General features: G+C 74.3%; 11 protein-coding genes. 5 read left to right on the forward strand and 6 right to left on the reverse strand.

Annotated features, from left to right (window positions below; genetic code table 11):
* Positions 1-18: 18 nt before the first annotated feature.
* The 5 genes from ADK60_RS47450 to ADK60_RS05165 form a co-directional block, all read right to left on the reverse strand.
* Positions 19-147 (reverse strand): hypothetical protein, encoded by a 129-nt coding sequence (locus ADK60_RS47450; protein ID WP_286185252.1) that lies wholly within the window; start codon positions 145-147, stop codon positions 19-21.
* Positions 148-230: 83 nt separating this feature from the next.
* Complete coding sequence (locus ADK60_RS05150; protein WP_234370948.1) at positions 231-1,472, reverse strand: histidine kinase; 1,242 nt, start codon at positions 1,470-1,472, stop codon at positions 231-233.
* An 8-nt stretch (positions 1,473-1,480) separates the two neighbouring features.
* Entirely contained in the window at positions 1,481-2,203 is a 723-nt protein-coding gene (locus ADK60_RS05155) for an ABC transporter permease (protein ID WP_063783046.1), read from the reverse strand.
* Positions 2,200-3,177 (reverse strand): ABC transporter ATP-binding protein, encoded by a 978-nt coding sequence (locus tag ADK60_RS05160; RefSeq protein ID WP_053643587.1) that lies wholly within the window; start codon positions 3,175-3,177, stop codon positions 2,200-2,202. The genes ADK60_RS05155 and ADK60_RS05160 overlap by 4 nt, the downstream gene beginning before the upstream one ends.
* A gap of 340 nt (positions 3,178-3,517) precedes the next feature.
* Positions 3,518-5,671, reverse strand: a complete 2,154-nt coding sequence (locus tag ADK60_RS05165) for a S9 family peptidase (RefSeq protein ID WP_053643589.1) — start codon at positions 5,669-5,671, stop codon at positions 3,518-3,520.
* Between the two features lie 304 nt (positions 5,672-5,975).
* Between ADK60_RS05165 and ADK60_RS05170 the strand changes: the two genes are divergently transcribed.
* The 5 genes from ADK60_RS05170 to ADK60_RS05190 all read left to right on the forward strand — a co-directional run bounded on the left by ADK60_RS05170 (position 5,976) and on the right by ADK60_RS05190 (position 12,016).
* Positions 5,976-6,170 carry a DUF2304 family protein gene (locus tag ADK60_RS05170; protein ID WP_030307746.1) on the forward strand — a complete coding sequence of 65 codons (195 nt, stop codon included), beginning with the start codon at positions 5,976-5,978 and terminating at the stop codon, positions 6,168-6,170.
* Positions 6,171-6,200: 30 nt separating this feature from the next.
* Positions 6,201-7,139 carry an N-acetyl-1-D-myo-inositol-2-amino-2-deoxy-alpha-D-glucopyranoside deacetylase gene (gene mshB, locus ADK60_RS05175; RefSeq protein WP_053643591.1) on the forward strand — a complete coding sequence of 313 codons (939 nt, stop codon included), beginning with the start codon at positions 6,201-6,203 and terminating at the stop codon, positions 7,137-7,139.
* Positions 7,136-7,600 (forward strand): DUF6113 family protein, encoded by a 465-nt coding sequence (locus ADK60_RS05180; protein WP_234325882.1) that lies wholly within the window; start codon positions 7,136-7,138, stop codon positions 7,598-7,600. The genes mshB and ADK60_RS05180 overlap by 4 nt, the downstream gene beginning before the upstream one ends.
* Positions 7,601-7,830: 230 nt before the next feature.
* Positions 7,831-10,176 carry a peptidoglycan binding domain-containing protein gene (locus ADK60_RS05185; protein ID WP_053643593.1) on the forward strand — a complete coding sequence of 782 codons (2,346 nt, stop codon included), beginning with the start codon at positions 7,831-7,833 and terminating at the stop codon, positions 10,174-10,176.
* A gap of 115 nt (positions 10,177-10,291) precedes the next feature.
* Positions 10,292-12,016: an ABC transporter family substrate-binding protein gene (locus ADK60_RS05190; protein ID WP_053643595.1), complete on the forward strand. Its 1,725-nt coding sequence runs from the start codon at positions 10,292-10,294 to the stop codon at positions 12,014-12,016.
* Between the two features lie 72 nt (positions 12,017-12,088).
* Here the strand turns inward: ADK60_RS05190 and ADK60_RS05195 are convergent.
* The coding region (locus ADK60_RS05195; RefSeq protein ID WP_199839597.1) for an oligopeptide/dipeptide ABC transporter ATP-binding protein at positions 12,089-12,551 on the reverse strand (463 nt) is incomplete at its 5' end.

A 12,551-nucleotide genomic window follows, 5' to 3' on the forward strand; every position in this document is an offset into this window, starting at 1 on the left:
CCTGACGGGGGGCGGAGGTCAGCGGGGGTGGCCCTGGGCGCCGCCGGGCGCCGTCCCCCGGGCCGAGGTACCCGCCTCGGTGAACGCGGCACAGAGCAGCAGGGAGAGGAACAGCACGGTGAGGACAGCCAGTGCGGACTTCGGCATGTCTGCCATGCTGCCCGCCCGCACCGCCCGGCGCCCGCGCGGCGGGGCGCCGGAGTTACGGGGATACCGCCCGGACCGGTCGGCTACGGGGCAGGAACGGAGGCCGTCCGCAGCGGCACCAGGGCCCGCAGCCGGAAGCCCCGGCCCCGCGCGCCCGGCCCGGTCTCCAGCCGGCCGCCGACCAGGGCGAGCCGCTCCTCCAGCCCGGAGAGGCCGTTGCCGGGCTGGGACTTGCCCGGGCCGCGCCCGTCGTCGGTGACCTCCAGGACGGCGTAGCGCTCGCCGTTCCCCTCCCAGGTCTCGTCGGACCGCACGGTGCAGACGGTGGCGCCCTCGCCGTGCCGGACGACGTTGGTGACCGCCTCGCGCAGCGCCCAGGCGAGCGCGCCGGCCTCCTCGGCGGCCAGCCCCGGCCAGGCGTCGAGCAGCTCCGGCGCGGTCTCCAGGGTGACCTGGGCGGCGGCCAGCGCGGTGCGGGCGGCGGCCAGCTCGACCGGCAGGGTGGGCCGCCGGAAGCCGGTGACCGCCTCCCGGACGTCGATCAGCGACTGCCGGGCGACGTTCTCGATGTCGGCGACCTGCGCCCGCGCCGCCTCGTCCTTGCCGGCGTCCATGAACCGCCCGGCCAGCTCGCTCTTCAGGGTGATCAGCGACAGCGAGTGCCCGAGCAGGTCGTGCAGGTCGCGGGCGAGCCGCAGCCGCTCCTCCGAGGCGGCCAGGTGGGCCACGGCGGCCCTCGCCTCGCGCAGCTCCTTCATGGTGCCGACCAGTCGCTGCAGGCCGGTCATCGCGGCGCCCGCGAGGAAGGCGCTGAGCGTGAAGGTCCACACGTTGTCCGTGTCGGCGTGGGCGAGCAGGCCGACCCCGGCGGTGAGCACCGCCGCGCCGAGCAGCGCGCGCAGGGCGTAGCGGGCCGGGCTGATGATCGCGACGCACACCGAGGCGTAGATGAACAGCGACAGGAAAGCGGTGCCGAGTACGAAGGTGGACGCCACGGCGAGCGCGACCATCGTCGCGACGATCACCCGGCAGGTCCACGGCCGCATTCCGGGCATCGAGCGGAAGACCACCAGCAGGACGTATCCGGTGACGAAGGCCCCCAGGCAGATCCAGCCGAGCACCCGGGCGCCCGCGCTGTGACCGCCGTCCAGCAGGTCGCCCACCGGGTAGGCCAGGTAGAACATCCACAGCAGCATCCAGGAGATCTTCACCAGCAGCTGCCGCCGGGTCTCCACCGAGGCGCCGGGGATGTTCATGAACGACGGACGCGCCGGGCCCTCCCCCGGCTGCTCGTCGGTGCGGTGGGTCCGGCGCGGCTCGCTCATGTCGATCATCATGCCCGTCGGGTGTCGCGGCGGTACAGGGCTGCCGCGGCGGCGACGAACACCACCAGGAAGGCGGCCAGTCCGGCGACGGCGACGGTGTCCAGGGACTGCCCGGGCCGGGTGAACGCGGCCAGTTGGTTGTACAGGTAGACCGGGTTGAACCGGGCGAAGGCCTCCAGCGAGCCGCTCACCGGGAACCACGTCCCGCCGAACAGGGCCATCGCCATGTAGGCGATCATCACGATGCTCTGCACCGAGTCCGGCGCCGCCGCGTACCCGAGCGCCACCCCGAGTGCCGCGAAGACGAAGCTGCCCAGCCACAGGGCGGCCACCAGGCCGGCCCACTGCCCGGCCGTCAGCGAGACACCCTGGCTCGCGCCGACCGCGAACACCACCAGGATCGCGGGCAGGGTGGTCACCGCCGCGGCGGCGATCTTGCCGACGGTGTACGCCCGGCCGGGCAGCGCGGTCAGCCGCAGCTGGCGCACCCAGCCGCTCCTGCGCTCCAGCGAGATCCGCTGCGCGCTGCCGGTCAGCACCGCGCCGACCGCGCCGAAGGTGGCCATCGAGACCATGAAGTACGTCTTCACCGGGAGGCCGCCGGCCAGCTTGTCCGCGCTGTAGGCGTGGATGAAGAAGAAGTACATCAGCGCCGGGTAGGCGATCGTGAAGAGCAGGTAGCGGCGGTTGCGGAAGGTCCGCAGGATCTCCAGCCGGATCAGGGTGGTCATCGCGCACGCTCCAGCACGTTCTCGGCGGACTCGACGGTCTCGGTGGACTCGGCGGCGTCCTGCTCGCCGGTGATGGTCAGGAAGGCCTGCTCCAGGCCCAGTCCGGTGACCTCCAGACCGCGCGGGTACAGGCCCGCCCGGTAGACGGCGGCGACGGCGCCGTCCGCGTCGGCGGTGCGGATCCGCACCGTCCGCACGCCCGGGACGCGGGCCGTGACCTCCAGGCCCTGCACACCGGGCAGCCGGCGCAGCGGTGCCTCGTCGAACGGGCCGTCCGCCTCGTGCAGCTCGAAGGTGATCCGGCGGGCCCCGGCCCGGGCCTTGATCTCGGCCGAGCTGCCGTCGGCGATCAGCCGGCCCCGGTGCAGGACGAGGACGCGGTCGGCGATCGAGTCGGCCTCCTCCAGGTAGTGGGTGGCGAACAGCACCGTGCGGCCGGCGTCGGCCTGGGCCCGCATGCTCGCCCAGAAGGACTGCCGGACCGAGACGTCCATCCCGGTGGTGGGCTCGTCCAGGACGATCAGGTCGTTGGCCCCGGCGACGGCGAGGGCGAACCGGACCCGCTGCTCCTGGCCGCCGGAGAGCTTGTCGACGCGGCGCTCGGCGAACCCGGTGATCCCCGCGTCCTCGAGCACCTCGGCGACGGACCGGCCGCGCGGGTGGACCTCGCAGGCGAGCCGCACCAGTTCGCGGACCTTGACGTCGGTCATCAGGCCGCCGCTCTGCAGCATCGCGCCGACCCGGCCGGCCACGATCGCGGCGCGCGGGGGGCCGCCGAACAGCGTGACGCTGCCCCGGTCGGGCTCGCGCAGGCCGAGCAGCAGGTCGAGGCTGCTGGACTTGCCGGCCCCGTTCGGGCCGAGCAGGGCGACGGTCTCGCCCGGCCGCAGCACCAGGTCCAGGCCGTCCACGGCCCGCACCCGTCCGTAACTCTTGCCGACGCCCCTGAAGGCGGCGACCTCTCCCGTGTCCATCGTCCCGGTCCTCTCCCCTGCCGGTGGTGTCCTTCGCACCACCTCAGAGTCCCGCGCGGCCGGGGTCCGGCGGCAGTAACCGCCGTCGTGCGTTCGGCATGACGGATGTCATGCCGAACGCACGCACCGGGCGGCGGCCCGGGAGGGTCTGTCGGTGGCCGGGGCTAGCGTGTGGCCCACATCGAGGCCGGACAGATCGACCCCGTGCGGGTACACGCGGCCGAGGGGGAGCGGGATGGGTACGCCCCGGCACCGCTCGTCCGCGGGCCCGGGCACCCTGCTCCGGCTCCGCTCCCTCTCCCTCCCGCCGACTCCCTCCTGCGGCGGGTCGGCGGCCGGGTCAGCCGCCGAGCGACTTCTTCACGAAGTCGACCTGGAGCAGCAGCAGGTTCTCCGCGACCTCCTCCTGCGGCGTCATGTGGGTGACGCCGGAGAGCGGCAGCACGGTGTGCGGGCGGCCGGCGGCGAGCAGCGCCGAGGAGAGCCGCAGGGTGTGCGCGGCCACCACGTTGTCGTCGGCGAGACCGTGGATGATCATCAGCGGCCGCTCAAGGCCGGCCGCGTAGCCGGTCAGCGAGTTGGCCTCGTACACCTCGGGCCGCTCGGCCGGGTGGCCCAGGTAGCGCTCGGTGTAGTGGGTGTCGTAGAGCCGCCAGTCGGTGACGGGCGCGCCCGCGACCGCCGCGTGGAAGACGTCCGGGCGGCGCAGCACGGCGAGCGCGGCCAGGTAGCCGCCGTACGACCAGCCGCGGATCGCGACCCGGTCGAGGTCCAGCGGGAACTCCTCGGCGAGCGCCCGCAGCGCGTCCACCTGGTCGTCCAGGGTGGCCCCGGCGAAGTCGAAGGCGATCGACTTCTCCCAGGCCGGACCGCGGCCGGGGGTGCCCCGGCCGTCGGCGACGACGACCGCGAAGCCCTGGTCGGCGAACCACTGGGAGTTCAGGTGCGGGTTGTGCGCCTGGACGACGCGCTGGCCGTGCGGGCCGCCGTACGGGTCCATCAGGACGGGCAGCAGGCCGTCCCGCTCCCGGTCGTAGCCGGTGGGCAGGAAGACCGCGGCCGGGATCCGGCGCTCGCCCGCGAAGCGGAACACCGGCCGGGCCGTGATCACCGGGGTCTCGGCGTAGGAGGCGACGGTGGCGATGTCGTCCACCGCGACGCCCTCGGGCAGGTCCCGGGAGACCCGCACCAGGGTGCCGGGCAGGTCGGGCTCGGCGGTGGCCCGCACGGTGATGCCGGCCGCGTGCACGGCGGTGGTGACGGAGGTGAACGGGCGGCCGTTGGCGGCCTCCCAGGAGAGCCGCTTGCCGTCGTGGCCGATCCGGCCGACGGCGACCCAGCCGGGCTCGGGGTCGGTCTCGGCGGCGCCGCCGGAGGCGGTGAAGAGGACCTCCTCGGCGGTGACCGCGAGCACCGAGCGCAGATGCAGGTCGGGGCCGGTGACGGTGTGCTCGCCGATCACCAGGGCGCGGGCGCCGGACTCGTCGGAGATCCGGACCAGCTTGCCGTCCGGGGTCCAGGCCGGGACGCCCGGGAACAGCTCCAGCCAGGCGTCGTCCCGCTCCTCGTGCAGCGGCTCGGTGGCGCCGGTGGCGGTGTCCAGGCCGAGGATCCGCTGGACCCGCTGGTCACGGGACTGGACCAGCAGCAGCGGCACGCCGCCCTGGGACCAGTGCACCCGGGCCAGGTACGGGAAGGCCGCGCGGTCCCAGACCACCTCGGTGCGGCTGCCGTCCAGGCCGAGCAGCCAGAGGCCGACCTCGGCGTCCGGGGTGCCGGCGGACGGGTAGGCGACCTCGGCGGGCTCACGGTCCGGGTTGGCCGGGTCGGCGATCCACCAGCGGTGCACCGGGGTGTCGTCGGCCCGCTCGACCAGCAGCCGGTCGCTGTCGGGGGACCACCAGTGGCCCCGGTCGCGGTCCATCTCCTCCTGGGCGATGAACTCGGCCTGGCCCCAGGTCACGTTCGGAGCCTCGGGCGAGGCGAGGGCGCGGTCGCCGGTGCCGTCGGTACGGGTGAGCCGCAGCTCGCCGGCCGTGGTGGCGTAGGCGACGTGGACGCCGTCCGGGGAGAGCCGCGGGTCGACCAGCGGGCCCTCGGCGGGCAGCTCGGTGGCGGTGCCGGCGACCAGGTCGGCGACGAACAGCCGGCCGGAGAGGGCGAAGGCCGCGAGCCGGCCCGCGCCGTCCAGGGCGTAGCCGACGATGCCGGCCGAGCCCTCCCGGCTGCGCTCGCGGCGGGCCTTCTCCGCCGGGGAGAGGTCCTCCTCGCCGCCGCCGAGCAGGACGGCCGGGTCGGCGGCGATCCGCTCCTCGCCGGTGGCGGTGTCGAGGGTCCAGAGCAGGTTGGCGCGGTCGCCCCCGGAGGGCGAGCGCAGGAAGACGACCCGGGAGCCGTCGGGTGCGACGGAGAACGACCGGGGAGCGCCGACGGTGTAGCGCAGGGTGCGCGCGTACTGCCTCGGGAAGGTGTCCGCTGGGGTATGGGTGGTCATGGCTCCAGACCCTATGACGCCGCCGCGCCGGTAGTGATCACTCGTTCGGAGCATCGTGCGCAAGTACGCCCGGAAGGGGGTCGCACCCCCTCCGACCGGCCCATGCGCCCCATGAGTGCAACTGTGCCCCGGGGTGTGCGGCCTCACTCAACGTAATGCCTGCCTCACTCATCGGGTATGACTGGTCCACGAGTGATCGTCAGGCCCCGTCCCGGGCCCCGGTCGCCCGACCGCAAGTCCCGCACGGTACGACCGCCGCCCCTCCCCGGGAGGAGCGGCGCACCCGGAAGGGGTGTGAGCCGCCATGGCCCTGTCCATCTCCGCAGCCATGCTGATGCTGGTCATCGTGGTGGTGCTGATCCGCCGCTCCGGCCTGAAGCTCGCGCACGCGATCGTCTGCGCGCTGCTCGGCTTCTACCTGGCGTCCAGCTCCATCGCCCCCTCGATCAGCCAGGTCACCAGCAACCTCGCCGGAATGATCAACGGCCTGAAGCTCTGACCCCCGCCGTGCGGTCGTTAGGCTTCCCCCATGACCGCGACTACCGGACGCCGCCTGCTCCTGGTGCACGCGCACCCCGACGACGAGTCGATCAACAACGGCGCCACGATGGCCCGGTACGCCGCCGAGGGCGCCCAGGTCACCCTGGTGACCTGCACCCTCGGCGAGGGCGGCGAGGTGATCCCGCCCGAGCTGGCCCACCTGACGGCCGATCGGGAGGACGCCCTCGGCGCCCACCGGATCGGCGAGCTGACGCGGGCGATGGCCGAGCTCGGGGTCACCGACTTCCGCTTCCTCGGCGGCCCGGGGCGCTACCGCGACTCCGGGATGATGGGCGTGCCCGACAACGACGCGCCCGGCTGCTTCTGGCGGGCCGACGTGGACGAGGCCGCCGACCGGCTGGCCGCGGTGGTCCGGGAGGTCCGCCCGCAGGTGCTGGTCACCTACGACGAGGACGGCGGCTACGGGCACCCCGACCACATCCAGGCACACCGGGTCGCGATGCGCGCGTACGAGCTGGCCGCCGACCCGGCCCACCGGCCCGATCTCGGCCCGGCCTGGCGGATCGCCAAGGTCTACTGGAACCGGATGCCCCGGTCGGTGATCGAGCGGGGCCTCGCCGAGACCGCCGAGAAGGCGCCGTTCCCCGGTGTGGCGGAGGCCGCCGACATCCCCGGGGTCGTGGCCGACGAGCTGGTCACCACGGTGGTGGACGGCACCGCGTACACCGACCGCAAGGCCGCCGCGATGGCCGCCCACGCGACCCAGATCACCGTGGACGGCGCGTTCTTCGCGCTCTCCAACGACCTCGGCCAGCCGCTGCTCGCCACCGAGTACTACCAGTTGGTACGCGGCCGGGCCGGAACGCGACTGCCGGAGGAGGACCTCTTCGCCGGTTCCGACGCCACCGCCGAGGACCCCGCCACTGCCGAGGACCCCGCCGCCGTCCACGAGGAGCCCGCCCGATGACCGCGACCGACGCCCGGCCCGCCCGCCGTTCGATCCCGGCGGCGCTGCTCGGCAGCCGGGAGGAGCGGCTGAAGGAGTCCCAGCCCCCGCGCATCGCACGGATCGCGGCTTATGTCCTGTTCTTCCTGCTGGGCATCGCGGTGTCGATCTGCGGAGCATTTGTGCAGGCCTTGTGGCCGCCCGTGGGAGTCCTGCTGGCGCTCGCCGCCACCGCCGCGACCTTCTACGGCGGCCTGCGGGTGACCGGCACCCGGCTCGGCGCGGGGGTCCCGGCGGCCGGCTGGTTCCTGGCCCTGCTGCTGGTGATGGTGCCCCGCCCGGAGGGGGACAACGTGCTCTGGACCAATGCCACGTCGCTCTGCTGGCTGTTCGTCGGCTCGATCCTGGGCGTGATCTGTGCCACCCTGCCGACCCGCACCAGCTGGTTCCCCGGCGTTCCGGGGCCGCCGCGCCGCCCCTGAGGGGGATCCGCGTACGGTGGCCGGTACGACGGGCAGTCAATACCGTCCGGTCGTACTCTCATACCGGAAGAACCGGACGTATCGGGATCTGTCCGAACCGGTTCACCGGCCGGTTCTTCCCAGTATGGTGGTGCCGCAGAACGCCGTACCCGACGCCGCCCGCCTGGTCCGGCGCCGACAACCGCGGTCGCGCCGCACGGCCCGGCCCGCGAACCCGGAGCAGAGCAGCATTGAGCAGCCGCGAATCTGACAACGCCCACCCGACGCCTCGGCGCACGGGACCGGACGCCTACCCGTCGGGCACCCCGCCCTACGGCACACCGGGGTTCCCCGGCGGCGACCGCGCGGGTGCCGGCGCCGCCGCCAAGGGCTCGGCTCCGGAGGGCGAGGACGACAGCCCGAAGACCGAGACCACCCTCACCACCCGCGTCCGGATCAACATCCCCGGCTCGCGTCCGATCCCTCCGGTGGTGGTGCGCAGCACGGTCAAGAACGAGGACGGCACCGGCGAGGAGGCTCCCGCGCCCGTCGCCGAGCCGGCCGCCGGGCCCCGCCACCGGTCCGCCGCGCCCGCCTCCCCGGTGCTCGGCGTGATGGACGGCGGCGGCCGCTCCACCCCGCCGGACCTGCCGCCGGAGTGGCAGATCCCGCCGGCCGCCTCCGAGGCCGAGTCCACCGGCGCCTGGTTCCGCCCCCGGCAGAAGAAGGCCGCGCCCGGCGAGGGCTCCGCCCCTGCCGCGGTGCCGGCCGGCGCTCCCGCCGCCTCCGCGGCGGCACCCGCAGCTGCCCCCGCCGCAGCCCAGCGCGGCACCGCCCGGCCGAACGGCGCCCGCCCCGAGGGCGGCCGCCCGCAGACCGAGCGCCCCGCCGCGGCCCGTGCCAACGGCCGCCCGGTGCCCGCCCAGACCCAGGCGCAGGCCCCCGGTCCGCGTCCGACCGGCGCGCCCGCCACTCCGTACGGCGCCGGCGGCGAGCTGCCCGCCGACGAGGCCGGTGTCTACGCGGACGCCCCGGCCGACCCGTTCGCGCCCGGCGCCCCGGTCGACCCCTTCGGCACCGGCGGCCCGGCCGACCCGTTCGCGCCCGCCGATCCCTTCGCCCCCGGCACCGCTCCGTTCAACCCCGGCGGCGACCCGTTCAACCCCGGTGCGGACCCGTTCGCCACGGGCCCCGGCCGGCCCGGCGGCGCCCAGCAGGGCCGGGGCCGCCCCGCCCCCGCCGGGCCCGGTACCGCGGACCCCGAGGACACCTCGGTCGACGGCTTCGCGCCGATCCGCGAGAACGCCCCGGCCGGCCCCATACCCGGGGCCCCCACCGGACCGGCCGCTCCGGGCGGCGGCCCGCAGCCCGGCCTGTTCGCCTCCGCCCCGCCCGGCGCCGACCCGTTCGCCGCCCAGCGCCCGCCGGCCGCCGGCCCGCACGGCGCCCCGGCACCCGGCAGCCTCTTCCCCGGCGTCCCCGACGCCATGGGGGCACCCGCCGGCCCGCACCCCGGTGCCTCCCAGGCCCACCCGCACCCCGGCGGCGCGGACTCCGCACCGCCCACCGCACCGGCGGCGGACGGCCCGTCCGCCCCGAAGCCCGCGCCGGCCGCCAAGCCCGCCGCGGCCGCCAAGCCCCGGCCGAGCGCCGCCAAGAAGCTGGTCAAGCTCACCACCTACGCGGTCGTCGGCGTGGCCTTCCTCGGCGCCGCCGCCTACGGCACCGGGCTGATGCTGAACCAGTCCGACATCCCCAAGGGCACCGTGGTGCTCGGCACGGACATCGGCGGCAGCAACCGCGACCAGGCCATCCACCAGCTCGACGAGAGCGTCGGCAAGGCCGGCCAGCAGCCGGTCAAGCTGAAGGTCGGCGAGCAGACCGTGGACCTCGACCCGACCGCGGCCGGGCTGGCCTTCGACACCACGGCCACCGTGGACCGGCTCACCCAGCACTCCTACAACCCGGTGGACGTCCTCAAGTCGCTCAAGGGCGACGAGAAGGCCGTCCCGCCGGAGGTCAAGGTCGACCGGGCCAAGCTCAAGTCCGCGCTGGAGGCGCTGGCCGGCGGCTCCGGCCAGGGGCTCCAGGAGGGCTACGTCAAGTTCGCCGAGAACGGCGACACCGTCGTCGTCCCGGGCAAGGCCGGCCAGGCGGTGGACTCCGCCGCCGCCGTCGACCTGGTCGACACGGCCTACCGCGAGCGCGCCGCGGGCAAGTCGGAGCAGCCCGTCGCCCTGGCCGTCACGGCCGCCCAGCCGAAGACCTCCCCGCAGGCCCTCCAGGGCGCGGCGGACACCCTCGGCAAGTCGGTGACGAACGGCCAGATCCACATCCAGGCCGGCCCCAAGAAGTTCGACTTCGGGCCGAAGACCGCCGCCGCCGCGCTCACCCTCGTCCCGGACGCCAACGGCAAGTTCGTGCCGAAGTGGGACCTCGACGCGCTGAACCGCCAGCTCGCCGGCGCCTTCGACAAGGTGAAGACGAAGAAGAACGGCCAGCTCGTCCCGATCACCGCGCAGGACGTCGCGGACCAGGTGACAGCGCTGTTCGAGAAGAGCGGCGACAAGGACCGGACCTTCAAGTTCCCGGCCTGATCGAACCGTTACCGGGGGGCGGGTCCGGATCCGGGCCCGCCCCTCGACAACTCCACTCCCAGGTCAGCAAGATGTGACGCCTATCGTCCGCCGCATCCGTCCCGGGAGAACCACCATGGGCCGCCCCCTGTACCGCCGCACGGCCCTGCTCGCCGGTCTCACCGCCGTCTCGCTCTCGCTGACGCTGTGTTCCTGCGGCCCCGGCAACGGCTCCGGAGTCGGAGCCGACGCCCGGGCCCTCCCGAGCTCGGTCGAGACGCCCAAGCTCACCGCCGTCGACATCAATCCGCACGAGCGCGCCGAGCTGCGCCAAGGCGGCACCCTGCGGGTCGCGGTGGCCCAGTACTCCACCCAGTGGTCCCCGATCCAGGCCGACGGCGGCGAGTCCTCCACCATCGCCGTCACCAAGCCGCTGCTGCCGACCTTCTTCCGCTCCGACGCGGCCGGCACCCAGACCCCCAACCCGGCCTACCTCCAGGACGCGCACAGCGAGCAGCGGAACGGCCGACAGGTGGTGGTCTGGACGCTCAACCCGAAGGCCCGCTGGTCCGACGGCGCCCCGATCACCTGGCGCGACATCGAGGCCAACTGGCGGGCGCTGAACGGCAAGGACCCGGCCTACCGGTCGGCCAGCAGCACCGGGTTCGAGCTGGTCTCGGCGGTCGAGCGCGGCAAGGACGACTTCCAGGCCGTGATGACCTTCGAGCGGCCGTTCGCCGAGTGGCAGTCGATGTTCAACGGGGCCGCCAACGCCCCGCTGCTGCCCGCGAGCCGGATCGCCACCCCCGAGCTCTTCAACACCGCCTACCTGGACGCCGTCCCGGTCACCGCGGGCCCGTTCAAGGTGGAGCGGATGGACCGGGCGACGCAGACCGTCACCCTGGTCGCCGACCCGGCCTGGTGGGGCGACAAGCCGCTGCTCGACCGGATCGTCTTCCGCGCGATGCTGCCCAACACGATGGCCGCCGCCTTCAACAAGGGCGAGATCGACCTGTTCAACAACGGCCCCGACGTGGCCGGCTACCAGCTGATCCGCAGCACCCCCGGTGCCGCCGTCCGCCGGGCCGGCGGGCCCGACTTCCGCCAGTTCACCCTGAACGGCCGCAGCCCCGCGCTCACCGATCCTTCCGTCCGCCAGGCCGTGTTCCAGGCGATCAACCGGGACGTCATCGCCCGCTCCGACCTGGCCGGGCTCGACTGGCCCACCGTCACCCTCAACAACCACCTGCTGGTGGCCAACCAGAACGCCTACCGGGACAACTCCCTCGGCCTCAGCCGCTACGACCCGGCCGAGGCCGTCCGCAAGCTCGACGCGGCCGGCTGGAAGCTCGACGGCGACGTCCGCCGCAAGGACGGCAAGGAGCTCAATCTGCGGCTGGTCATCCCCGCCGGGGTCACCCAGGCCCAGAACGAGGCCGCCGTCGCCACCGGCATGCTCAAGGACGTCGGGGTGAAGGTCACCACGGTCACCGCCAACCCCAACGAGTACTTCGACAAGTACGTCAACCGGCGGGACTTCGACATCGCCGCCTACTCGCTGCTCGGCACACCGTTCCCGGCCAGCGGCAACCGGGCCAACTTCGTCCAGAACGGCGGCACCAACCACTCGCAGTCCGGCAACCCCTCCGTCGACGCCGCACTCGACCGGGCCTCCGCCGCGGGCGACGCGGCCGCCGCCTTCGAGGCCATCAACCAGGCCGACGCCGAACTGTGGAAGGTGGCCGGGGTGCTGCCGCTCTACCAGCGCCCGCAGCTGTACGGGAGCCGCGCCGACCTCGCCAACATCGGCGCCCAGGGCCTGTCCGACATCGTCTGGGAGAACGTCGGCTTCCAGAAGTGACCCCGGCCCGGCAGCCGGAAGGGCCCCGGAGTCGCGCGGACTCCGGGGCCCCGGGTGCGGTGCCGGGCGCGGTCAGCCCGAACCGATCACGTCCCGCACCTCCGCGAAGTGGCAGGCCGACTCGTGCGCGGCCGGCCCGCTCAGCGTCGACGGCACGGCCAGCAGCGGGAGTTCCTCGGCGCACCGCTCCTCCGCCTTCCAGCAGCGGGTGCGGAAGCGGCAGCCGGACGGCGGGTTGGCGGGCGAGGGGATGTCACCGCTGAGCAGGATCCGCTCGCGGTGCTCGCGCCCGGTCGGGTCGGGCACCGGCACCGCGGAGAGCAGCGCCTGGGTGTACGGATGGGTCGGGTGGGAGTAGATCTCCTCCTCCGTCCCGATCTCGACCATCCTGCCGAGGTACATCACGCCGACCCGGTCGGAGATGTGCCGGACGATCGAGAGGTCGTGGGCGATGAACATGTAGGAGAGCTCGAACTCGTTCTGGAGCTGCTCCAGCAGGTTGATCACCTGGGCCTGGACCGAGACGTCGAGGGCC

The organism is Streptomyces sp. XY431 (genome assembly GCF_001279805.1).
GTDB lineage: Bacteria > Actinomycetota > Actinomycetes > Streptomycetales > Streptomycetaceae > Kitasatospora > Kitasatospora purpeofusca.

Coding starts and splice junctions, on each gene's coding strand:
- ADK60_RS05155 (WP_063783046.1), bottom strand. CDS start 2,203: ATGACCACCCTGATCCGGCTGGAGATCCTGCGGACCTTCCGCAACCGC.
- ADK60_RS05190 (WP_053643595.1), top strand. CDS start 10,292: ATGGGCCGCCCCCTGTACCGCCGCACGGCCCTGCTCGCCGGTCTCACC.
- ADK60_RS47450 (WP_286185252.1), bottom strand. CDS start 147: ATGCCGAAGTCCGCACTGGCTGTCCTCACCGTGCTGTTCCTCTCCCTG.
- mshB (WP_053643591.1), top strand. CDS start 6,201: ATGACCGCGACTACCGGACGCCGCCTGCTCCTGGTGCACGCGCACCCC.
- ADK60_RS05160 (WP_053643587.1), bottom strand. CDS start 3,177: ATGGACACGGGAGAGGTCGCCGCCTTCAGGGGCGTCGGCAAGAGTTAC.
- ADK60_RS05165 (WP_053643589.1), bottom strand. CDS start 5,671: ATGACCACCCATACCCCAGCGGACACCTTCCCGAGGCAGTACGCGCGC.
- ADK60_RS05170 (WP_030307746.1), top strand. CDS start 5,976: ATGGCCCTGTCCATCTCCGCAGCCATGCTGATGCTGGTCATCGTGGTG.
- ADK60_RS05150 (WP_234370948.1), bottom strand. CDS start 1,472: ATGAGCGAGCCGCGCCGGACCCACCGCACCGACGAGCAGCCGGGGGAG.
- ADK60_RS05180 (WP_234325882.1), top strand. CDS start 7,136: ATGACCGCGACCGACGCCCGGCCCGCCCGCCGTTCGATCCCGGCGGCG.